This window comes from Pseudomonas putida, from assembly GCA_041879295.1.
GTDB classification, from domain to species: Bacteria; Pseudomonadota; Gammaproteobacteria; order Pseudomonadales; family Pseudomonadaceae; genus Aquipseudomonas; species Aquipseudomonas putida_Y.
Window position 1 is genome coordinate 4842234 of the sequence record CP047152.1, and the last position, 22693, is coordinate 4864926.

The 22693-nt window shown below is 62.1% G+C and carries 22 protein-coding genes; 10 read left to right on the plus strand and 12 right to left on the minus strand.

Features of this window, described 5'->3' with window-relative positions; all coding sequences use genetic code 11:
* Positions 1–105: 105 nt before the first annotated feature.
* Both GST84_22215 and trmA read left to right on the plus strand, forming a co-directional pair.
* Complete coding sequence (locus tag GST84_22215; protein XGB14908.1) at positions 106–1401, plus strand: NCS2 family permease; 1296 nt, start codon at positions 106–108, stop codon at positions 1399–1401.
* Positions 1398–2483, plus strand: a complete 1086-nt coding sequence (gene trmA, locus GST84_22220) for a tRNA (uridine(54)-C5)-methyltransferase TrmA (protein ID XGB14909.1) — start codon at positions 1398–1400, stop codon at positions 2481–2483. Before GST84_22215 ends, trmA begins: the two co-directional genes overlap by 4 nt.
* Before the next feature lie 137 nt (positions 2484–2620).
* On the opposite strand, the gene pcaG is transcribed toward trmA, so the two are convergent.
* Both pcaG and pcaH read right to left on the minus strand, forming a co-directional pair.
* Complete coding sequence (gene pcaG, locus GST84_22225) at positions 2621–3226, minus strand: protocatechuate 3,4-dioxygenase subunit alpha (protein ID XGB14910.1); 606 nt, start codon at positions 3224–3226, stop codon at positions 2621–2623.
* A 10-nt stretch (positions 3227–3236) separates the two neighbouring features.
* Positions 3237–3956, minus strand: coding sequence for a protocatechuate 3,4-dioxygenase subunit beta (gene pcaH / locus GST84_22230; GenBank protein ID XGB14911.1), 720 nt, complete (start codon positions 3954–3956; stop codon positions 3237–3239).
* A gap of 200 nt (positions 3957–4156) precedes the next feature.
* On the opposite strand from pcaH, the gene GST84_22235 reads away from it, so the two are divergent.
* The gene (locus GST84_22235; protein ID XGB14912.1) at positions 4157–5047 is read left to right on the plus strand and encodes a neutral zinc metallopeptidase; all 891 of its coding nucleotides are present in this window, start codon (positions 4157–4159) and stop codon (positions 5045–5047) included.
* A 172-nt stretch (positions 5048–5219) separates the two neighbouring features.
* Positions 5220–7139 carry a HAMP domain-containing protein gene (locus GST84_22240; protein XGB14913.1) on the plus strand — a complete coding sequence of 640 codons (1920 nt, stop codon included), beginning with the start codon at positions 5220–5222 and terminating at the stop codon, positions 7137–7139.
* An 87-nt stretch (positions 7140–7226) separates the two neighbouring features.
* On the opposite strand, the gene ggt is transcribed toward GST84_22240, so the two are convergent.
* The 3 genes from ggt to GST84_22255 form a co-directional block, all read right to left on the minus strand.
* On the minus strand, positions 7227–8894 hold the full coding sequence (ggt, locus tag GST84_22245) for a gamma-glutamyltransferase (GenBank protein ID XGB14914.1): 1668 nt from the start codon (positions 8892–8894) through the stop codon (positions 7227–7229).
* Between the two features lie 117 nt (positions 8895–9011).
* A complete protein-coding gene (locus tag GST84_22250; protein XGB14915.1) occupies positions 9012–9908 on the minus strand; it encodes a LysR family transcriptional regulator in 897 nt (298 codons plus the stop codon).
* 183 nt (positions 9909–10091) lie between these two features.
* Positions 10092–10682: an NADPH quinone reductase MdaB gene (locus GST84_22255; protein XGB14916.1), complete on the minus strand. Its 591-nt coding sequence runs from the start codon at positions 10680–10682 to the stop codon at positions 10092–10094.
* 163 nt (positions 10683–10845) lie between these two features.
* On the opposite strand from GST84_22255, the gene GST84_22260 reads away from it, so the two are divergent.
* The gene (locus GST84_22260; protein XGB14917.1) at positions 10846–11160 is read left to right on the plus strand and encodes an antibiotic biosynthesis monooxygenase; all 315 of its coding nucleotides are present in this window, start codon (positions 10846–10848) and stop codon (positions 11158–11160) included.
* Here the strand turns inward: GST84_22260 and GST84_22265 are convergent.
* On the minus strand, positions 11150–11914 hold the full coding sequence (locus GST84_22265) for a TSUP family transporter (protein ID XGB14918.1): 765 nt from the start codon (positions 11912–11914) through the stop codon (positions 11150–11152). The two genes, GST84_22260 and GST84_22265, sit on opposite strands and share 11 nt — an antisense overlap.
* Positions 11915–11992: 78 nt before the next feature.
* Here GST84_22265 and GST84_22270 point away from each other — a divergent pair, with 78 nt between their 5' ends.
* Positions 11993–12874 (plus strand): LysR family transcriptional regulator, encoded by an 882-nt coding sequence (locus GST84_22270; GenBank protein ID XGB14919.1) that lies wholly within the window; start codon positions 11993–11995, stop codon positions 12872–12874.
* 105 nt (positions 12875–12979) lie between these two features.
* On the opposite strand, the gene GST84_22275 is transcribed toward GST84_22270, so the two are convergent.
* A complete protein-coding gene (locus tag GST84_22275) occupies positions 12980–13255 on the minus strand; it encodes a metal-sensing transcriptional repressor (protein ID XGB14920.1) in 276 nt (91 codons plus the stop codon).
* A gap of 70 nt (positions 13256–13325) precedes the next feature.
* On the opposite strand from GST84_22275, the gene dmeF reads away from it, so the two are divergent.
* A complete protein-coding gene (dmeF, locus tag GST84_22280; GenBank protein XGB14921.1) occupies positions 13326–14255 on the plus strand; it encodes a CDF family Co(II)/Ni(II) efflux transporter DmeF in 930 nt (309 codons plus the stop codon).
* 96 nt (positions 14256–14351) lie between these two features.
* Positions 14352–14696, plus strand: coding sequence for a DUF861 domain-containing protein (locus tag GST84_22285; GenBank protein XGB14922.1), 345 nt, complete (start codon positions 14352–14354; stop codon positions 14694–14696).
* 148 nt (positions 14697–14844) lie between these two features.
* Here GST84_22285 and mmsB read toward each other — a convergent pair whose 3' ends face one another.
* Positions 14845–15732: a 3-hydroxyisobutyrate dehydrogenase gene (mmsB, locus tag GST84_22290; GenBank protein XGB14923.1), complete on the minus strand. Its 888-nt coding sequence runs from the start codon at positions 15730–15732 to the stop codon at positions 14845–14847.
* 10 nt (positions 15733–15742) lie between these two features.
* A complete protein-coding gene (gene mmsA, locus GST84_22295; protein ID XGB14924.1) occupies positions 15743–17269 on the minus strand; it encodes a CoA-acylating methylmalonate-semialdehyde dehydrogenase in 1527 nt (508 codons plus the stop codon).
* 132 nt (positions 17270–17401) lie between these two features.
* Here mmsA and GST84_22300 point away from each other — a divergent pair, with 132 nt between their 5' ends.
* Complete coding sequence (locus tag GST84_22300) at positions 17402–18352, plus strand: LysR family transcriptional regulator (GenBank protein XGB14925.1); 951 nt, start codon at positions 17402–17404, stop codon at positions 18350–18352.
* Positions 18353–18858: 506 nt separating this feature from the next.
* Complete coding sequence (locus GST84_22305; protein XGB14926.1) at positions 18859–20187, plus strand: IS110 family transposase; 1329 nt, start codon at positions 18859–18861, stop codon at positions 20185–20187.
* Between the two features lie 128 nt (positions 20188–20315).
* Here the strand turns inward: GST84_22305 and GST84_22310 are convergent, their stop codons facing one another.
* Genes GST84_22310 through GST84_22320 form a run of 3 tightly spaced genes read right to left on the minus strand, consistent with a single transcriptional unit; the run spans position 20316 to position 22646 of the window.
* The gene (locus tag GST84_22310) at positions 20316–20807 is read right to left on the minus strand and encodes an OmpA family protein (protein XGB14927.1); all 492 of its coding nucleotides are present in this window, start codon (positions 20805–20807) and stop codon (positions 20316–20318) included.
* Positions 20808–20811: 4 nt separating this feature from the next.
* Positions 20812–22083 carry a diguanylate cyclase gene (locus GST84_22315; GenBank protein ID XGB14928.1) on the minus strand — a complete coding sequence of 424 codons (1272 nt, stop codon included), beginning with the start codon at positions 22081–22083 and terminating at the stop codon, positions 20812–20814.
* Positions 22080–22646, minus strand: coding sequence for a DUF4154 domain-containing protein (locus GST84_22320; GenBank protein ID XGB14929.1), 567 nt, complete (start codon positions 22644–22646; stop codon positions 22080–22082). The genes GST84_22315 and GST84_22320 overlap by 4 nt, the downstream gene beginning before the upstream one ends.
* Positions 22647–22693: the final 47 nt, after the last annotated feature.

Genomic DNA, 22693 nt, shown 5'->3' on the forward strand with positions numbered 1-22693 from the left:
GCGGCTTTTTTCCTCCCCACACAAAACCACGGCATCCGGTACGGTCTGTGCTTTGCTGATGGGGTCGATACATTCATGGCGCCGGGGGCGCCTTGGGGAGCGGGCATGCTGGAAAGGCTGTTTCAACTAAGAGCACACAACACCAACGTGCGCACCGAGATTCTCGCGGGCGTCACCACCTTCCTGGCCATGGCCTACATCCTGTTCGTCAACCCGAGCATCCTCGGCGAGACCGGCATGGACAAGGGCGCGATCTTCGTCGCCACCTGCCTGGCAGCGGCCATCGGCTCCGCCACCATGGGCCTGATTGCCAACTACCCGATCGCCCTGGCACCGGGCATGGGCCTGAACGCGTTCTTCACCTACACCGTGGTGCTGCACATGGGCCACACCTGGCAGGTGGCGCTGGGTGCCGTGTTCCTGTCTGCGGTGATGTTCTTCCTGCTGTCGATCTTCCGCATTCGCGAGTGGATCGTGAACAGCATTCCGCTGCCGCTGCGTTCGGCGATTGCCGCCGGTATCGGCCTGTTCCTAGCACTGATCGCCCTGCATAACGCTGGCATCGTCGTCGATAACCCAGCCACTTTGGTGGGCATGGGCGACCTCAAGCAGCCCTCGGTGATTCTCGCCACGCTGGGCTTCTTCCTGATCGTCGGCCTTGAGTCGCTGAAGGTGCGCGGCGCGGTATTGATCGGCATCCTGGCCGTCACCGTCGCGTCGATCGCCATGGGCGTCACGCCGTTCGGCGGGATCGTGTCGATGCCACCTTCGCTGGCACCCACCTTCCTGCAGCTGGACATCGCCGGTGCCCTCGATGTGGGCCTGATCAGCGTGATCTTCGCGTTCCTGTTCGTCGACCTGTTCGACAACTCCGGCACCCTGATCGCCGTGGCCAAGCGCGCCGGCCTGATGGGCAAGGACGGCCACATGCCGAAGATGGGCCGCGCCCTGATCGCCGACAGCACCGCCGCCATGGCCGGCTCCCTGCTGGGCACCTCGACCACCACCAGCTACATCGAATCTGCTGCGGGTGTGAGCGCCGGTGGCCGTACCGGCCTGACTGCCATCGTGGTTGCCGTGCTGTTCCTGCTGGCGCTGTTCTTCGCCCCGCTGGCCGGTAGCGTACCGGCCTTCGCCACGGCCCCGGCGCTGCTGTTCGTCGCCGTGCTGATGGCCTCGGGCCTGGCAGAAATAAACTGGGACGACGTGACCGAAGCCGCGCCGGTTGTCGTGACCGCCCTGGCCATGCCGCTGACCTACTCGATCGCCAATGGTATCGCCTTCGGCTTCATCGCCTGGACCGCCGTCAAACTGATTTCCGGCCGCCGTCGCGACCTGAACCCGGCCCTGGTGATCCTTTCCATCCTGTTCGTCATCAAGCTAGGCTGGTTCAACGCATGAGTGCTGCTTTCGACCCCTCCTCCTACGCGACCCAGCTGGATGCCAAAGTGGCCCGGCTGCGCGAGCTGCTGGCGCCGTTCGGCGCGCCGGAGCCGACTGTTTTCGACTCACCGCGCGAGCATTACCGCCTGCGCGCCGAGTTCCGCCTGTGGCGCGAGGATGGCCAGCGCCATTACGCCATGTTCGCCCCGGGCGAGAAGCACAAGGCAATCCTGATCGACGATTTCCCCATTGCCAGCCAGCGCATCAATGCATTGATGCCACGCCTGAAAGCGGCCTGGCAGGCCAGCGAAGAACTGGGCAATCGCCTGTTCCAGGTAGAGTTCCTCACCACCCTGGCTGGCGATGCAATGATCACGATGTGCTATCACCGCCCGCTGGACGAGGCTTGGGAAGTGGAAGCCCGGCAACTGGCTGACGCGCTGGGCGTGAGCGTCATTGGCCGTTCCAAGGGCAAGCGCCTGGTAATCGGCCGTGACTACGCGGTGGAAAAACTCGATGTGGCTGGCCGCGTGTTCAGTTACCGCCAGCCGGAGGGTGCGTTCACCCAGCCCAACGGCGCAGTGAACCAGAAGATGCTCAGCTGGGCCTTCGAGGCCATTGGCGAGCGTGAGGATGACTTGCTGGAGCTGTATTGCGGCAACGGCAACTTCACCCTGCCGCTGGCCACGCGTGTACGCCAGGTGCTGGCCACCGAAATCAGCAAGACATCGGTCAATGCCGCACTGAGCAACCTCGACGAGAACGCTGTGGATAACGTGCGGCTGGTACGTTTGTCGGCAGAGGAACTGACCCAGGCACTGAATGAGGTGCGGCCGTTCCGGCGCCTGGAAGGCATCGACCTGAAGAGTTATCAGTTCGGTACAGTGTTCGTCGACCCTCCGCGTGCGGGGATGGACCCAGATACCTGCGAGCTGACCCGTCGTTTCGAACGCATCCTGTACATCTCGTGCAACCCGGAAACACTGGCAGCGAACATTGCCCAGTTGCAGGACACCCACCGCATCGAGCGCTGTGCATTGTTTGACCAGTTCCCGTATACCCACCATATGGAAAGCGGGGTTCTGCTGGTTCGGCGCTGATCGTTGTATCGCCGGGGCTGCTTTGCAGCCCATTCGCGGGCAAGCCCGCTCCCACATTGATCGGCGTCGGTGTACGCAGATCGTTGTAGGAGCGGGCTTGCCCGCGAATGGGCCGCAGAGCGGCCCCAAGCTTCACCTCAGAAGTCGAAGAAGACTGTCTCCCCTTCCCCCTGAATGCGGATATCGAAGCGATATGCCGTCTTCCCATCCACTTCACAACGCTTGGCAATCAAGGTTTCACGCCGCTGCGGCTGCTCGATCAGGTTGAGCACCGGGCACTTGGCGTTGGCCTGGGCCTCATCATCGAAATACAGACGCGTGTGCAGGTGGATGTTGATGCCACGGGCAAACAGGCTGATGTTGATGTGCGGTGCCATCGGCACGCCAGCAGCGTTGTTCACCACACCCGGCTTGACCGTGTACAGCGTCCACTCACCGGCATCGAAAGTGGTAGCCGTGCGGCCAAAGCTGTTGAAGACGTTTTCCAGGTTGTAGGCATCCTGGTACTCACCGTTGGCGTCGGCCTGCCACACTTCCAGGAACGAATCGCGCACCAGGTGGCCGTTCCCGTCATATACGTGGCCGATCAGCAGAATGTGCTCGCCCGGGGCGTCCGGCTTGGCCAGGCAGTTCCAGATTTCCTGGTCGCGGGTCGGATTGCCGGCGGCTTCCAGGGCCAGGCCGATGTGCACGTAAGGGCCGGCAGTCTGCGAAGGGGTTTCCGGCAGCAGTTCGATTGGCATGGCGGGGTCCTCAGCAGTTTTCGAAGTGGGTCTTGCGCTGGCCGCGCAGCACGATGTCGAAGCGGTAGGCCAGGCAGTCCATCGGGTTGGCGTTGCTCATGTCGAGCTTGGCGATCAACTGCTGCACGGCTTGCGGGTTGGCGATCGACTTGACGATCGGGCACATCGGGATCAGCGGGTCACCCTCGAAATACAACTGAGTAATCAGCTTGGTAGCGATCGACGGGCCACTGATGGCGAAGTGGATATGCGCCGGGCGCCAATCGTTCGGGCCGTTGCGCCATGGGTACGGGCCCGGCTTGATGGTGCGGAAGCTGTAGTAGCCGTCGCGGTCGGTCAGGCATCGGCCAACACCACCGAAGTTCGGGTCCAGTGGCGCCAGGTAGCGGTCGTTCTTGTGGCGATAGCGGCCGCCGGCGTTGGCTTGCCACATCTCCACCAAGGTGTTCGGCACAGGCTTGCCGTACTGGTCGACGACACGGCCGGCGACGATGATGCGCTCGCCGATTGGCAGGCCACCGTTATTGAAATTCAGTAGCAGATCATGGTCGTGGGCGCCGAAGCCCAGGTGGGAAAAGTCTGGACCAGTGGTTTCGCTGATCGACTGCGGAATGCTGACCAGTGCCTGGCGCGGCGAGCGGGCAACGGACGTCTTGTAGTCAGGCGTAAGGGCTTTAGGGTGCCAGTTGCGATCACGGATCACGAAGCGGCTGTTGTCCTGGGCGGGCATGCCGGTTTCCTCTCTTGGAATTGTGAGAACGCCTGGGCGTGGCAGGCGGACTTGCAGTTTCCGGCAGACGGTACGTGATGAATACTGAAATCGACCACCTGATCCATAACCAAATGGTTATGGATCAACACCTCAGCCTGACACGTACCGCCTTCGTGAACTAATCTTTGTCTTCTTGTTTCACGCTCGGGAGAGCATTCATGGAATGGCGAAAAGGCCGACGCAGCGACAACGTGGTCGATGCCCGAGGCGAAGGTAGTGGCGGCGGCATGCGTTTCGGCGGCGGCAAGGGGCTGGGCCTCGGGGCGATCCTGCTGATCGTCGGTATCGGCTGGCTCACCGGCCAGGACCCGTTGCAGATTCTTGGCCAGCTTGCCGGCCAGATGGAGCAGCAACAACAGCAGACGGCGCCCAGTGGTGCGGGCGGCAAGGCGCCACCGGCTAACGACCAGCAAGCCGAGTTCGTTGCCTCTGTGCTGGGCGACACCGAGGACACCTGGAAAGCGCTCTTTGCCGAAGCCGGCAAGCAATACCGCGACCCCAAACTGGTGCTGTTCAGCGGCCAGGTCAACTCGGCCTGTGGTTTTGCCTCGGCAGCGGTCGGGCCGTTCTATTGCCCCGCGGACCAGCGGGTGTATCTGGACATGTCGTTCTTCCGCGAAATGGAAACCCGCTTCGCTGCAGCTGGCGACTTCGCCCAGGCCTACGTGATCGCCCACGAAATCGGCCACCATGTGCAGACACTGCTGGGGGTTTCGGCCAAGGTTGATGCCGCACGACGCGCCGGCCAGCGCATGGAGGGCGACAACGGCCTGTTGGTGCGCCAGGAGTTGCAGGCCGACTGCCTGGCCGGCGTATGGGCCTATCAGGCGCAGAAACGCCTGAACTGGCTGGAGCCAGGCGATGTCGAGGAAGCCCTGAATGCGGCCAATGCCATTGGCGACGACCGCCTGCAGCAGCAAAGCCGCGGGCGCGTGGTGCCGGACTCGTTCACCCACGGCACCTCGGCGCAGCGGGTGCGCTGGTTCAAGACCGGGTTTGCCGAAGGTGAAGTGAACCGCTGCGATACCTTCAGCGCGCGCACCCTCTGATACCCGGTCCAACAGCGAACGAGTGAAAGCGCGTGCTGATGTTTTTGCTGAAAAAGCGTTTCAGCTTCCTCAATCATTGCCGATAACACCTGCACGAATCAGCGGGCATCCAGAACAATAACGCCTGGCGATCGAAGATCAAGAGAGCGAAATCAACTTCTGGAGAGCGTGCATGAACAGCTGGTTCGCCAACATCAGCGTCAATCTTAAACTCGGCCTGGGCTTTGGCCTGGTGCTGGTCCTCACCGGCCTGCTGGCCCTCACCGGCTGGACCAGCCTGGGCAGCCTGATCGACCGCAGCAACTGGATGGGCGACATCGGCCAGTTGAACAAGGACCTCACCAATCTGCGCATTGCGCGCCTGCAGTACATGATTGCCAACGGCGACGATACCGCCGCCGCCAACACCCTGGCCAAGCTGGACGCATTCAGCAAGCAGCAGGCCTACCTGGCCACCACTTTCAAAAGCCCGGAGAATGTCAAGCTGCTGGGTGAGCTGGGCGAAACCATCAGCGCCTACAAGCTGTCGCTGAACAAGATGCGCCAGGGCTACGACGCCACCCGCGCGGCGCGCGTTTCCATGGACAAATCGGCCATCCTCGCCGACCAGGCCATGGATGCGCTCAGCCAGGAAGTGATGGCTCGCCCCGAGGCTGACAGCGTGCGCCTGGCCCAATACCAACTGATCAGCAAGGCCCGCCAGCAACTGCTGCAGGTGCGTATTGATGTGCGTGGTTACATCGCCGAAAACAGCAGCGCCAACGAACAGGCCGCGCTGCGCCAGTTGGATGCAGCACTGGCCGATACCGACAACCTCAAGCGCCAGCTGCCCAGCGAAGACGCGCGCCTGCAGCAGTTCGAAAACGCGGTACTGGCCTATCGTGACGCGGTACGCCAGTTCCGCGACGCGGTTGCCAACATCACCACCTCGCGCGCCGAAATGACCGTGCAGGGCGCCGACATCGTCAAGCGCAGCGACGCGCTGTACCAGATCCAGCTAGAGCGCCGTGACATCGAGAGTACCCAGGCCCGTAGCCTGCAGGCCATTGCCACACTGCTGGCGCTGCTGGTCGGCGTGCTGGCGGCGGTACTGATCACCCGCCAGATCACTCGCCCCTTGCAAGACACCCTGGCGGCCGTGGAAAAGATCGCCAGCGGCGACCTTACCCAGCACATGCGCGTCACCCGCCGCGACGAACTGGGTGTGCTGCAGCAAGGCATCGCGCGCATGGGCACCACCCTGCGCGAGCTGATCAGCGGCATCCGCGATGGCGTCACCCAGATCGCCAGCGCCGCCGAAGAGCTGTCGGCAGTCACCGAACAGACCAGCGCGGGCGCCAACAGTCAGAAGGTCGAGACCGACCAGGTGGCCACCGCCATGCACGAAATGGCCGCCACCGTACAGGAAGTGGCGCGCAATGCCGAGCAGGCCTCACATGCAGCCACCGGTGCAGATGACGAAGCTCGGGCCGGCGACCGCGTGGTAGGCGAAGCGATTGGCCAGATCGAACGCCTGGCCGAAGACATGCACCGCTCTACCGAGGCGATGAACCTGCTGCAGCAGGAAAGCCAGAAGATTGGTAGCGTGATGGACGTGATCAAGTCGGTGGCCGAACAGACCAACCTGCTGGCGCTCAACGCGGCGATCGAGGCGGCACGCGCCGGCGAGGCAGGCCGTGGCTTTGCCGTGGTTGCCGACGAAGTGCGCGGCTTGGCCCAGCGCACGCAAAAGTCTACCGAAGAGATCGAAGAGCTGATTGCCGGCCTGCAGCACGGTACCCAGCAAGTGGCGAGTGCCATGGAGGGCAGCCGTACCCTGACCGACAGCAGCGTCGAACTGGCGCGCAAGGCCGGGTCATCGCTGGAGAACATTACCAGTACGGTATCGAGCATCCAGTCGATGAACCAGCAGATTGCTGCGGCGGCAGAGCAGCAGAGTGCGGTGGCTGAAGAGATCAGCCGAAGCATCCTGAATGTGCGCGATGTGTCAGAGCAAACCGCGGCAGCCAGTGACGAGACGGCAGCGTCGAGTGTGGAGCTGGCGCGGTTGGGTGGGCAGTTGCAGACATTGGTCAGCCAGTTCCGCGTCTGACCGACCGCCTGGATTCGCGGGTAAACCCGCCCCTACAGATGTAGCAGGGGGTTTACCCGAGAATGCGTCAGCACGGCTTGCACAGCATCACTTGACGATCATCCCCACCCCACGCCCACGTGGATCAGAAGCGGTCTCAAGCTTCGCTCCATCGACTCGAATCGCCTGGATGTCACCCATCTCCCAGCCCTGGTCCTCCAGCACATAGCCCATCTTCTTCAGCTCGTCAGCTACCGGACCGGTCAGCGGCGCATAGCTGTCGAAGTAGATGGTGTCCTTGGGCAGCAACTGATGGTGCACGCGCTGCGCCGCCACCGCCTTGTCCAGCGGCATGCCGTAGTCGTACAGGTTGTTCATCACCTGGAAGATCGAGGTAAAGATCCGTGAACCACCCGGGGTACCGATAACCAGCTCGACCTTGCCATCGCGGGTCATCAGGCTGGGACTCATCGACGACAGCATGCGCTTGCCCGGTTCGATCGCGTTGGCATCACCGCCGACCACGCCAAAGGCGTTCGCCGCCCCCGGTTTGGCGCTGAAATCATCCATCTCGTCGTTGAGCAGGAAACCGGCGCCCTTCACCACCACACCACTGCCGTAGTCGAGGTTGAGGGTGTAGGTATTGCTGACCGCGTTGCCCTGCTTGTCGATGATCGAGAAATGCGTGGTCTGGTGCGGTTCGAGGCCCGGCTTGACCTTGTCGGTCTCGGAGATGGCCTTCGGGTTGACCTGGGCTGCGCGCTTGGCCAGGTAATCCTTGGCCACCAGCTGGTCCACCGGCACCTTGGTGAAGGCCGGGTCGCCCAGGTAGTCGGCGCGGTCGGCGAACACCCGCTTCTCGATCTCGGCCAACAGGTGGATGTACTGCGCCGAGTTATGCGCCACCCCTTTGAAGTCGGCCGCGCGGTCTTCCTTGATGCCCAGCAACTGGGCCAGCGCCACACCGCCGGAGCTCGGTGGCGGCGCGGTATACACCACATTGCCACGCCAGCTCACGGCCATCGGTTCACGCCATACCGCCTTGTAATCCTTAAGGTCGTCTTTGGTAATCAGGCCTTTGTCAGCCTGCATCTGCGCCACCAGCAAATCGGCGGTCTTGCCTTGATAGAACTCGCTCACGCCCTTGTCGGCTATACGCTCCAGGGTCTGGGCCATTTCCGGCTGCTTGAACAGCTCGCCGACCTTCATGTTGCCGAAGTAATCGTTGAAGTTGGTCGCGGTCTTGAACATACCCTGGGCATCGTTGCGGTACTGGTACTGCTTTTCTGCCACCTTGAAGCCGTTTTTCGCATAGCCGATGGCCGGGGTCAGCAACTCGCTCCAGGGCAGCTTGCCGAACTTCTGGTGCGCCTCCCACAGGCCCATTACCGTACCGGGTACACCTGCGGCACGTGCCCCGACCAGGCTGAGGTTCTCGATGACCTCGCCCTTGTCGTCCAGGTACATGTTGCGTGTGGCGGCCTTGGGCGCGACTTCGCGGTAGTCGAGGAAGTAAGGCTTGCCATCGACGAACAGGGTCATGAAGCCGCCACCGCCGATGTTACCGGCCTCCGGGTAAGTCACCGCCAGGGTGAAGGCGGTCGCCACTGCCGCGTCTACCGCGTTGCCGCCCTTTTTCAGAATATCGGCGGCCACCTGTGCACCATATTGATCGGGGGCGGCCACCGCGCCGCCCTCCAGCGTGGCGGCGTAAACCGAGGAACAGCTCAGGATCGCGGCTGCGAGAGCCAGGTACTGGAAAGGGACAATGCGCATGACACTTCCTTGGTGTTGTTTTTGTCGAGCACTCAGTAAGGCCGAAGCGCTTCGACTGTGCAATCAACCGTCGGAAGTTTCGCCGCCTGTGGACAGAATTTGTCGCGTTCAGGCAACTCAGCAGGCGTACATGGCCAGCTTGCGCTGGATGAAATCCAGGAAGCACTGGATGCGCAGCGCCAACTGGGTGTTGCGGTAATACACCGCGTGGATCGGCTGACGGTAGCCATTATTGGCCTCGCTCAGCAGCACCTGCAGGCGCCCTGTACGGATATCTTCGTGGGTCATGAAGTGCGACAGGCTGACGATGCCCTCCCCGGCCAGCGCCAGCTGGCGCAGGGTTTCGCCGCTGGAAGCGACCAGCGTCGGGCGGATGCTCCAGCGATCGCCCTGAGCGTGGCGTAGCGGCCAATGATTGAGCGACTCAGGTTGGCTGAAGCCGAGCAGACAGTGGTCGGCCAGCTCCTCGACCTGCCTTGGCGTGCCGTGCTGCTCCAGGTAGGCCGGACTGGCCAGCACCTGCACCGGACTGCAACCCAGGCTGCGCGCATGCAGGCTGGAGTCGGCCAGTTCACCGATGCGGATCGCCACATCGGTGCTCTGCTCCAGCAGGTCGATGATCAGGTCGTCAGTGTTGAGTTCCAGTTCGATGCCCGGGTACTGGCGGCGGAACTCGCCGATCCACGGCAGGATGGCATGCAGCATGAACGGCGCCGCAGCATTGATGCGCAATCGCCCGGTCGGGGTCTGGCGGTTCATCGACAGACGCTCTTCCATCTCGTCCATCTGCTGCAGGATCAGCCGCGAGCGCTCAAGAAAATAACGACCCTCTTCGGTAAGGTCCATGCGCCGGGTGGTGCGGTTGACCAGCGTGGTGCCCAGCTTGCCCTCCAGGCGCGACAGGGTGCGGCTGACGGCAGACGGGGTCTGGCCCATCTGCTCGGCAGCAGCGGAAATCGAGCCGCAGTCGATGACGGCGACGAATACCTGGAGTTCTTCGGATCGGGTTTTCACATCTAGGCCTGTGGTTGGTCTGTGCAAGGATTAGATAACCGCTTGTCGAGGCCAAGTCCAGCGGCGCCTGTACGGGCCTATTCGCGGGCTTGCCCGCTCCCACAAGTACTGCAAAGTCCTTGAAACCTGTGTAATACCTGTGAGAGCGGGCAAGCCCGCGAATAGGCCCGTACAGGCATAAAATTACTGTGCCTTGCCAAACACCTTGTCCAGATGCGCCTCATAAGCTGCCAACGCCGCCGGCACATCCGGGCGCTTCATCACATCCACCGCCAGGAAGGTCGGCAGGCCGGTCATACCCAAGAACTGGTTGGCCTTGTGGAACGGGAAGTACACGGCATCCACCCCTTTGCCTTCAAAGAAATCGCTCGGGTCATCGAACGCCTGCTGCGGCGCGTTCCAGGTCAGCGACAACATGTATTGCTTGCCGTGCACCAAACCACCGCTGCCGTATTTTTGCGAGTGGTCCGAACGGGTACGGCCATCATTGGCATACAGGCTGCCATGGCCGGCAGTGAATACCTCGTCGATGTACTTCTTAACGGTCCACGGCGCGCCCATCCACCAGCCGGGCATCTGATAGATCACCACATCGGCCCAGAGGAATTTCTCCACCTCTTCCTGGGCATCGTAGCCGCCATCGATGAACGTCTGGCGCACATCGAAACCGGCGCGGTCCAGATGAGCGATGGCCGCTTCGTGCAAGGTCGCGTTGAGACGGCCTTCGGAGTGAGCGAACTGTTTACCACCATTGAGCAGAAGGATCTTTTTCATGCTGGCCTCCACGGCCGAATCAAAAATTGATGCCGGCAGGTTAGAGGCTCGCGGGGGCGGGATACAGCGGTGACGGGGCAAAATACAATTGACCAGAAGTCACGAATGAGCAATACATTATTGCCGTAGAATAGCGTCACCCCCCATCACCGAGTAGCGCCCCATGAGTGAGCCGTTCGCCTTTATCCTCAAAGCCAAGACCCGCCCGGAAATGGCTGATGCGTTCGAAAACCTGTTCCGTCCCTACGTCGAGCCAAGCCGCCAGGAACCCGGCTGCATCGAATACCACATGCTGCGCGACCAGCAGGACCCGAGCCTGTTTGTGTTCTTCGAAGTGTGGGCCGACAAGGCCGCGCTGGACGTGCACTCGGCCCTCCCGCACATGGCCGCCTTCTTCGAAAAGCGCATGGACTACCTGGAGCGCGATTTCGATATCCAGAGGGTCGACATGCTCAGCGCTTCGTCCGCTAGCCGCTGATCAGCAGATGGCCGCCGAGTGCGGCCAGGCCGATGAAAAAGCAACGCTTGAACAGCAGCGCGCTGATCCGCTGACGCAGCCACTGCCCCGCCAGCATGCCGAGCAAGGCCGGCGCCAGCATCAGCAGCGACGCTCCTAGCGCCTGGCCACCCAAGGCATCCTGCCCGGCCAGACCTAGGGCCAAGGCCAGGGTCGACACCGTAAACGACAAGCCCAGGGCCTGGATCATCTGCTCGCGGTTCAAACCCAGGCTCTGCAGATAAGGCACCGCTGGCATCACGAACACCCCGGTCGACGCGGTGACCACACCCGTGACCAGCCCGCAAAGCGGTCCCAGCCAGCGCTCGTGTGCCGGTTTCACATGCAAGCCCAAGCCGACCAACCCATACAACGCATAGACCAGCAAGGCGCCCCCCAGCGCGTGCGCAGCCCATGGGCCACTGTTGATTCCCACCCAGGCGCTGCCCAGCAAGGTGCCGACAAAGATCAATACCAGCATCGGCCCCAGGCGGACCAACAACCCTCGCAAGTGCCCGCCGCAGGCCAACTGCCACAGGTTGGTGAGGGTCGAGGGCACGATCAGCAAAGCGGCAGCCTGCGCTGGCGGCATAGCCAGGCCCAACAGGCCCATGGCAATGGTCGGCAGGCCCAGGCCAATGACCCCCTTCACTGCCCCAGCCAGCAGGAAGGTCAGTACAACCAGCAACGACAGTGCCGGGCCAATGTTCTGGTAGAACGCGAGCAAGGTAGTCATGGGGCCGATGATGGCGCACCCCGGGCAACGTGAGAATCTGCCATATACTCAGCCAGCCTCTTGCCAGGACAGAGCCACATGCATTTCGACCTGATCGACCTCAAGCTGTTCCTGCACACCCTGGAGTGCGGCAACATTACCGCCGGCGCCAGCCGCAGCCATCTGTCGCTGCCGGCAGCCAGTGCGCGCATTCGCGCCATGGAAGCATCGCTGGGCATTCCCTTGCTGGAACGTAACCGCCGTGGCGTACAACCAACGCCGGCTGGCCAGGCACTCTTGCAGCATGCACGGCTGATAACGCAGCAGGTCGAACGCCTGCAATTCGACCTGGGCCAATACGCGCAAGGGCAGCAAGGCCAAGTGCGCCTGCTGTGCAACACCGCAGCGCTGACCGAATACCTGCCCGAACTGCTGGCCAGCTACCTGGCTGAAAACCCGGGCGTCAGCGTGGATGTGCAAGAGCTGCCGAGTTTGCGCATCGTGCAGGCAATTACCCAAGGCATGGCCGACCTGGGTATCGTTTCCACAGCCGCCCCCAGCGAGCACCTGCAGACCCGGCAGTTTCGAGACGACCCGCTGGTGCTAGTGACGCCCCAGGGCCACCCCCTGGCCAGTGCGCTGGCGCCAAGTTTCGTCGACAGCCTGGCCCATGGCTATGTAGGCCTGGGGGCCGGCAGTGCATTGGGGTTGTATCTGGAAGAGCAAGCGCTGCACGAGGGGCAGCGCATGCAGGTCCGGGTGCGTGCCGAGGGGTTTGATGGGGTGATCCGCATGGTCGCGGGCGGGGCCGGAATCGGGGTCGTGCCGCTGGCGGCAGTACAGCGCTGGCAAGGCATGCTGCCGTTGCACTGGGTTGCGCTGCAGGAGCCATGGGCCAACCGCCGGTTGCTGGTGTGCGCGCGGGATTTTGCGACATTGCCGGGCTATGCCGCAGAACTGGTAGCCACCTTTACCCATTGACAGCCTTCGCTGGCACGACTGCTTCCACAAACTCGTTCGCGTACCGCTCGGACCGTGAGGGTATTGATACCCCCTGGGGTATTCGTGAAAGGGTACGGCGACCCCCTACTTCAGATAAGAACGCAACAACGCCGCCACCTTGTCTGCCTCGTCCTGCCGTTCCTCGGCACTCAGGCCGTCCGCCACGAGGTGATCGCGGATGTGCCCTTCCATCACCTCGGCCATCAGCCCGTTCACCGCGCCGCGCACGGCAGCGATCTGCTGCAGGATCGCCAGACAGTCCTTGTCCTGATCCAGCGCCGTCTCCAGGGCGGCGGCTTGGCCTTTGATCTTGCGCACCCGGGTCAACAGCTGCTTCTTGCTCTTCAGGGTATGTGCCATTGGGCTTAACACCATGCTAGGTATACTGGGGTATAGTATTTGTCTCGATCTTCCGGGAGCATGATAAACCATGGCGACACAAACCTCAGACCGCTGGCAGCACAGCCACCAGTTCCACACCAGCAACCTGGGCGCTGAGCGCAAAACCCGCCTGGCGGTTTGGCTGACCGCAGTGATGATGGTGGCGGAGGTTGCCGGAGGCTGGTACTTCAACTCCATGGCGCTGCTGGCCGACGGCTGGCACATGAGCTCCCACGCCCTGGCACTTGGCCTGTCCTTGCTGGCCTACGCTGCCGCTCGGCGCTATGCAGGTGACCGGCGCTTTGCCTTCGGCACCTGGAAGATCGAAATTCTCGGCGGCTACTCCAGCGCACTGCTATTGCTGGGCGTGGCCGGACTGATGGCGTTCCAGTCGGTGGAACGGCTGTTGGCGCCGGGACAGATCCACTATGACGAGGCTATCTTGATTGCCGTGGCGGGCCTCGCCGTCAACCTCATCTGCGCCTGGCTGCTACGCGATGACCATCATCATGACCATCACCCTCACAGCCACGATCACCATCACCATCACCACCACGACCTGAACCTGCGCTCGGCCTACCTGCATGTGATGGCCGATGCCGCCACTTCGGTGCTGGCCATTGCTGCCTTGCTGGCCGGCAAGTTCTGGGGCGCCAGTTGGCTCGACCCAGCGATGGGCCTCGTCGGTGCGCTGCTGGTCGCGCTGTGGGCCCGTGGCCTGCTGCGCGATACCGGGCGAGTGTTACTGGACGCCGAGATGGACGCCCCAGTTGTGGCGGAAATCCGAGAAGTGGTAGCGCAATTGCCGGCGCCGGCCAGTATCACCGACCTGCATGTCTGGCGGGTGGGCAGGGACCAGTACGCCTGCATTCTTGGCCTGGCCACCCAGGCCACACTGAATGCCGACGGCGTGCGCCAGGCCCTGGCCGTGCACGAAGAGTTGGCGCACATCACTGTCGAGGTAAACCGCCTGCCATAGCGCGGCCAGACACCTGGACGTCGAGCCCAGGCAACTGCGGCGCGGCCGTTGGGCCTATGGTGACCAGTCATTCAGCCAGTCACCAGGAGTTGTGCCATGTCCGATTTCATCACCGTCCTGCGCGAAACCTGCCCGACGCCGGTCGTGGACGCCACCAAGTGGAAGCGCATCGGCGGCGATCCGCACACCGTCAACCTCAATGCCTACCTGTCGGCCGACGGCAGCAAAATCATGGGCACCTGGATCTGCACCCCAGGCAAGTTCGAGGTCAACTACGATAAATGGGAGTTCTGCCACTTCCTCGATGGCTACTGCATCATCACCCCGGAAGGCGAAGAGCCGAAGCACCTGAAAGCGGGTGATGTGTTCGTTATCGAGCCAGGCATGAAAGGTACCTGGGAAGTGGTCGAGACTGTACGCAAGTATTTCGTCTTCGCCTGACTTGTAGGCGCGGGTTTACCCGCTCCTGCAACGGCCACGCAATACCTGTAAGCGTGGACAAAAAAAATCGCGAAGCAGACGCCCTTCCCTCTGGTGCGCAGTTACAGAGGGAAGGCCGCCTGGCCCGCGATGAAATCCACCTCTTGCATCAATCCTTCTTGCGATAACCCTCGACGATGGCCGAGAAGTCCTTGCCACCCTCACCTCGCAAACTCATGGCCTGATACAACTGTTGGGCCACGGCACCGAGAATCACCGGTTGGTGTGCCTGGCGTGCCGCTTCGGTGGCCAGCCCCAGGTCCTTGAGCATGAGTTCGGCGCCAAAGCCACCGGTGTAGCCACGCGATGCCGGTGCGGTTTCGATGATGCCCGGCCACGGGTTGTAGGTGTCCGAGCTCCAGCAACGCCCGGTCGAACTGTTGATGATGCCGGCCAGCACCTTGGTATCGATGCCCAACGCGTTACCCAGGGCCATGGCCTCGGATACGCCGATCATCGAAATGCCTAACAGCAGGTTATTGCAGATCTTGGCGATCTGGCCGGTACCGACTTCCCCGCAGTGCACAATGTTGCGGCCCATCTGCTCCAGTACCGGCTTGAGGCTGGCGAACAACTCGGTACTGGCGCCAACCATGAACGTCAGGGTGCCCGCCGCGGCGCCGCCAGTACCACCGGAAACCGGCGCATCACCCATGTCCACGCCCTTCGCCGCTGCGGCCTTGGACACATCACGTGCGGTCTGCGGGTCGATGGTGCTGCAGTCAACGGTCGGCGTGCCAGGGCGAATGCCGGCCAGTACGCCGTCCTCGTTCAAATACACGCTACGTACATGGGCTGCGGCCGGCAGCATGGTGATCACCAGCTCGCTGTTGGCCGCCGCGTCCTTGGGCGAGGGGCTGATCTGCCCGCCCAGTTCTGCCAGCTCTGCCAGCACGGCCTTGTTCAGGTCGAACAGGTTCAGCTGATGCCCGGCCTTGATCAGGTTGCGAGCCATGGGCGCGCCCATGTTGCCCAGGCCGATGAATGCGATACGCATAACGTACTCCTTAGCGCAGGCTAATGGTGGTGTTCACACCGTCGTTGACGCTGTCGTCATCGAACCAGCGAGCAGTGACAGTCTTGGTCTGAGTGTAGAACTGCACCACTTGCTTGCCGTACGGCCCGAGATCACCGAGCTTGGAACCACGCGAGCCGGTGAAGCTGAAGAACGGTACGGGTACCGGGATCGGGATGTTGATGCCGACCTGGCCGATATCGATCTCGCTCTGGAACTTGCGTGCTGCCGCGCCGCTCTGGGTGAACAGGCCGGTGCCGTTGCCAAACGGGTTGGCGTTGACCAGGGCGATGGCCTCGTCGAGCGTGTCGACTTCCAGGGTCACCAGCACCGGGCCGAAGATTTCCTGGGTATACACCTGCATGTCGGTCTTCACGCCCGAGAACAGGGTCGGGCCGACGAAGTTGCCTTGCTCATAGCCCGGTACCTTGACGTCACGGCCGTCGAGTTCCAGCTTGGCGCCTTCCTTGATACCGCTTTCGATCAGGCCCAGCACACGCTCCTTGGCCCGCTTGGAAACCACCGGGCCAACGTCGGTGCCCGGCTCGCAGCCAGCATTGACCTTGAGCTTGCTGGCAGCCTCCTTGATATCCGGCAACCATTCGCGGGCCTTGCCCACCAACACTGCCACCGAGGTCGCCATGCAGCGCTGGCCCGCCGCGCCGAAGGCCGCACCGACCAGCGCATTGATGGTTTGCGTGCGGTTGGCATCAGGCAACACCACCGCGTGGTTCTTGGCGCCCATCATTGACTGCACACGCTTGCCATGCTGGCTGCCGAGGTTGTACACGTGCGTACCGACTTCAGTAGAGCCCACGAAGGAAATCGCCTTGATGTCCTGGTGGGTGCAAATGGCATCCACCACCTGCTTGCCGCCGTGCACCACGTTCAGCACGCCGGCCGGTACGCCGGCTTCCAGCGCCAGCTCGACCAGAAGCATGGTCGACAGCGGATCCTGCTCGGATGGTTTGAGCACGAAGGTGTTGCCGCAGACGATGGCCATGGGGAACATCCACAGCGGGATCATCGCCGGGAAGTTGAACGGGGTGATGCCAGCGCACACGCCGATCGGCTGGCGCAAGGTGTAGGTATCGACACCGCCGGCGACGTTCTCGGCGAATTCGCCCATCTGCAGGGTGCCAATGGACGCCGCGTGCTCGACCACTTCCAGGCCGCGGAAGATATCACCTTCGGCGTCGGCCAGGGTCTTGCCCTGCTCGGCGCTGAGTACCTGGGCAATGCGTTTGGTGTGTTCGCGGATCAGCGCCTGCAGCTTGAGCATGATGCGCATGCGCGCGCCGATCGGGGTGTCACGCCAGGTCTGGAATGCGCGGTGCGCGGCGGCCACGGCTGCATCGACTTCCTCGACGGTGGCGAACGGTACGCGCGCCAGCACCTCTTGGGTGGCCGGGTTGACGATGTCACGCCATTCGGTGGTTCTGGACTCGACCCACTGGCCGTCGATCAGCAGCTTGACCTGCTCAACCTTGGTGCTGTTAGGGGATTGCGGTGCGTTCATCTGCGTTCTCCTTGGAATTATTGTCGGGACGAGATCGCCAGCGCCGGGCAAACGCGAGGTGGCGTCCTGAGGCTTGTTTCGAGTATAGATGTGCAAACATCCAACAAGAACGCACAAAAAAACCGGATCATCATGCAAAAAGACCTCACATCCCTGAGCGCGCTCAACTGGGACGATTTGAAGTTCTTCCTCGAAGTGGCTCGCACCCGCAAGGCCAGCAGTGCTGCCAAACGGCTGAGCGTGGACTACACCACCGTGTCGCGACGCATCAGCTCGCTGGAGGGTGCGCTGGGCACCTTGCTGTTCGAAAAGTCGCGCACCAACGGCTTTGTGCTGACCGCCGAGGGCCAGCGCCTGCTGGGCTATGCCGAATCGATCGAGAGCACGCTGCACATGGCGTGCGAGCAGGTGTCCGGGTCGGGGGTGGCGTTGTCGGGCCATGTGCGCATGGGCTGCACGGAGGGCTTTGGCAGCTTTTTCATCACGCCGCAGCTAAGCCACTTCGTCGACGCCTACCCGGCGATTTCGGTAGACATCCTGCCGCTGCCGCACTTCATCAGCCTGTCCAAGCGTGAGGCGGACATCGTCATTGCCCTGGAGCGGCCCGAGCATGGACCTTATGTGTGCTGCAAGCTGTGCGACTACCGCTTGCGCCTGTACGCGACCCAGGATTACCTGGACAGCCACGCGCCGATCCGCCAGGTGGGGGATTTGGCCAAACACCCGTTCATCAGTTACGTGGATGACCTGGCGTTCAGCTCCGAGCTGCTGTACCTGGCCAACCTGATCCCCAACGCCAGCGCGCATCTGCGCAGTACCAGCGTGATCGCGCAGTACACGGCAGCGCTGCAGGGGCGCGGGCTGGCGATATTGCCGTGCTTCCTCGCCGCGCAGGACCCGCGATTGGTCACGGTGTTGCCGGAGGAGATCGAGGTGACGCGGCAATTCTGGATGTACTGCCGGGAGGACTTGCGCAAGTTGAAGCGCATTACCCTGCTGTGGGATTACATCCGTGGGGTGACCGAGGCGAATGCGCCGTTGTTGATGGGGCAAACCCGCGAGATACGCTTTGCCCAGGACTGATGGGCCTGCGCAATTCAGAGAGCGACACAGACCCTGTGGAAGCGGGCTTGCCCGCGAACACCGGCGAAGCCGGTACCACACACCGCGTTGCCTGCTTCGCGGGCACGCCCGCTCCCACAGGGGATATGTGACTGATGGGCCTGCGCATTTCCAAGGACAAGCACAGACCCTGTGGGAGATCACCCAGCCCTTTCGGGCTGCGCTGTCGCGCAGCAAACATGAGGTGTACGGCTTTAGATCCGCAGCGACGCTGACATTTTGAAAAAGAAAAGGCGGTTGGCCCGGTAGGGCCAGCCGCCTTTTGCTTTGTTAGGGTTCGTGTGCGCGGGACAGAGATCGTAGCCAGCACTGGTGTGTGTCCGCACACCCGCGTGGGAGAGTGATCCGCACGGTATCGGCGTGAAGTCCCTGTAGGCATCAGCTGATTCAGCTGTGACCACGTATGAGAGAGTGAACCCTTTCGCCACCGTGTGCCCCGCGCGCCCTTTATCCTGCGAGGATTCATCATGGCGCGCAAGCCTTCCAAGCAACGCTTTACCGTCGTCCATCCCGATTGCGCGGCGATCGATGTCGGTGGTCGAGAGCATTTCGTGGCGGTCGACCCCCGGCACGAAAATCCCGTCCAGTCGTTCACGTCCTTTACTGACGACCTGCTCAAGATGGCTAACTGGCTTGAAAGCCTGGGGATCAAGGTCGTTGCCATGGAATCCACGGGAGTTTATTGGATTCCAATTTACGAGATTCTCAGCGAGCGCGGTTTTGAGGTCTATCTCGTCAATGCCAGAGCAACTCGGCAAATCACGGGCCGTAAATCAGATGTGCTGGATTGCCAGTGGATTTGGCAGCTGATGACTCATGGACTGCTCAGAGGCGCATTCCGCCCCGATGATCTGACCTGCTGCGTCCGGTCATTGGTCAGGCAGCGTGCTTCCAAAGTGAAAGACCAGGCGCAGACGCTGAACCGGATGCAAAAGGCCATGAGCCAAATGAACATCCAGCTGGCCAATGTCATCAGTGATATTTCCGGCGTAACTGGCATGAAGATTTTGCGAGCCATCTGCGCAGGTGAACGGGACCCAGTGCAACTGGCTGAACTGACCGACCGCCGCATCAAGGCAGGCAAGGAGGCTGTCGCTCGGAGTCTTCATGGCAATTGGCGGCGCGAGCATTTGCATGCGCTAACTCAGGAATTGGCTGCCTATGACTTCCTGGAGCAGCAAATTGCTGATTGTGACGACGCCATAAAAGCCGCGTTAGAGCAGTTGCCGGTGCTGCAAAACAAGCCAGAGCCATCCAATAAGCCTTTACGGAGCCCGCACCGAAACGGTGCCCAACAGACTGAACTGCATCAGACATTGTGGAAAGTTCTTGGCGTGGACCTAACCGCAATTCCAACCATTGGGGTGGACACTGCATTAGTGCTGGCAGGGGAGATCGGTACAGATCTATCACGCTTTCCGTCCTCACAGCACTTCTGCTCTTGGTTGGGACTGGCTCCCCCTACTCGAATTTCCGGCGGTCATCGACTGGCAGGTGGTGGGCCAAAAATAGTCAATCGAGCAGCTCAAGCACTCAAGCAGGCTGCATCCAATGCCCGTAACGACAAGGGTTTCATTGGTGCATCGCACCGAGCCAGACTGACTCGAATGGATACCAGCTGCGCCATCAAGGCCACTGCGCATCAGTTGGCACGTCTGGTGTACAACCTTTTAACCAAGAAGCAGGCTTATGTTGAAAAAGGTCTTGAGGAGTTCGAAACCAGAAGCCAAGACCGGCAGGTCCGGTCTTTGCTTCGCAAAGCCCGGAAACTGGGGTATCAGCTGGTGGCCGCTTGAGTGCTTAGAAAACAGTGGGTTGCATTTTGTTTGATGAGAGCGGGCTTGCCCGCGAACACCGGCGAAGCCGGTGCCAGGCCGCGTTGCCCACGCTTACAGGGGATATGTGACAGCCCGAGCGTCAACGATCAGTAGGACGCTACCACGATGGACACCCGACGGTTCTCGGTACGCCCGGCGCTGGTGCGGTTGTCCGCCACCGGCTGGCTGCTGCCCAGGCCGCGGCTCTGAATGTTCTGCGCCTGCATGCCAACCCCCACCAGCGCCTTGGTCACGCTTTGCGCGCGGCGCTCGGACAGTTGCTGGTTGTATGCCGCCTTGCCCGACGAGTCGGCATGCCCGTCCACCCGCACGCCCTGGATACCAACGCCGAGCAACGCCTTGCCGATGCGCTCGACAATCGCCTGGCTCTGGCCGTTGAGGCTGTCCAGATCGCTGCCGAACAGCACTTTGCCAGACAAGTCGTAGGCCCAACCTTCATCGGTCGGGGTGAAACCTTCGCGCTTGAGCACAGCAATCTGTTCTGGGGTAAGGCCCTTGGGGGGTGCGCTCTGACAACCGGTCAGCGCCAGCATGGCGAGCAACAAGGCCCAAAGCGGGAATCGTAAGGCTTGCATCACGGGTTCAACTCCTGTTCCTGATTTCGTTGGCGGACCGTTCCGTCTGCGCCACTTGCCAATGGCCACGGCGTTTGCGCTTGGCCTGGTACATTGCCGCATCGGCGGCATTGAGGAGACTGGCCGGGTCAGCGCCGTCATCCGGGTAATAGGCAATACCGACGCTCAGCGAGGTGGCGATACTGCGGCCACTGTCCAGTTGCACCGGCAACTTCATGCTGGCAACGATCTTCTCGGCAATGTGTTCGGCGTCCTCGCGCGAATGCAAAGGCGTCAACAGCACGGCAAACTCGTCGCCCCCCAGGCGCGCCACCAGGTCTTGCTCGCGCAGCTGGGCGCGCACACGTTCGGCCACACTGATCAACACCTCGTCACCCACGGCGTGGCCAAGGGTGTCGTTGATCTGCTTGAAGTGGTCGCTGTCGAGGAACAGCACTGCCAGGTGGTCTTGCTGGCGCGCCGCATTTTGCACGCTGCGGCTCAGGCGCCCTTCAAAGAAGGCGCGGTTGGGCAAGCCGGTCAGGCTGTCGTGGCTGGCCTGGTGGGCCAGGGTCTGGTTTTCGCTCTGCAGGTGGCTATGCCACACCTCCAGTTCATCCAGCAGCGCATTGAAGTCGTTACCCAGTTCGTTGAGCTCGGCAATCGGCGCTTCTGGTACGCGCCGGTCGAAGCGGCGCTCGCGGCGGGCGGCATGGGCGACACTGGCCAGGCCACGCAGGGGGCGGGTGATATCGCTGAGCAGGCGCCGCGACAGATACTGGGCAGCCAAAGCGCTGAGCACCGTACAGAACAGAATCCCGGCCAAGCCGCTGAACAGGAACAGCAACAGGCTCCTGCCCTGGCCTGCCAGCTCGATGTGCCCAACCTGCTGGTTCTGGTGCACGATCGGCAGAATGACCGGCTCTTCCAGCAAGGCAGTGGCAACCTGCACCTCCAGCTGCGCGAGCATGCCGGTATTGTCGCGTTGCCAGTGCGCCAGTTGCTCGCCCTCGTTGTTGAAGACCTTGGCCTCGGCCACTTCTTCGGTACTGGCAATCAACGCCAGCGATTCATTGGCGGCGGCGCTGTCATCGAACACCACCGCCGCTTCTACGGTGTAGTTGATCGAGCGGGCGATCAGCTGCAGGTTATGGTTGGCATAGACACGCAGGGCGAGCACGCCCAGCAGGGTAAGAGAGATACCCGCCAGGCCAACGGCAAGCAAGGCGACGCTAAGGTGGCCACGGCCCAGCACCGAGCGCAGGGTCGGGCGCACGGTACGCTTGCGGGTCGGCTTCATGGCTGCTCCGCCCGGCGCCGCGACAATTGCAGCACGCTGGGGTGAATGTGCACGCCAGAGCGTGCCACCGAGTCGAGATTGACTTCAAAGGCCACCTGCTGGTCGCTGACCCGCAGGCAGAACAGGCTGCCGACCGTGCAGGGGTCATCCGCCTCGCTGATGCTCAGCACCGGGCGGCCGCCGATACGCTGGAACAGTCGATCCCGCTGGCCCTGGTCAAGCTTGCCGATGTAGATGGCATCGCAGGCCTGGGCGACCTGGGTGTCTTCTGCCAGCAGGCGCCGCACCTGCAGCGGCCGGCCAGACTCCTGGACATGGCCCTTGATGAGATCGTCGGCGTACTCGGTCGGGCCGACCAGGCACAGGCGCAAAGGAGAAGGTTCGACGGGCCAGCGGGCGTAGCTGAAGATACCCAGTACTACCTGGGTGACTGCCTTGGCGCGTTGCTGTGCCTGGGCGGCAGTTGTACCGGGGTCTGCCTGGGCAGCGCCTGCAGAAAGGAACAGGACGGCCAGCAATAGCGAAAGCGCACAGCTTGTCACTCGCCTTGCGGCCACGTTCATGTGGGAAATCCCTTCAAGCCCCTTCCGATATCGGCGCAACGATAGCA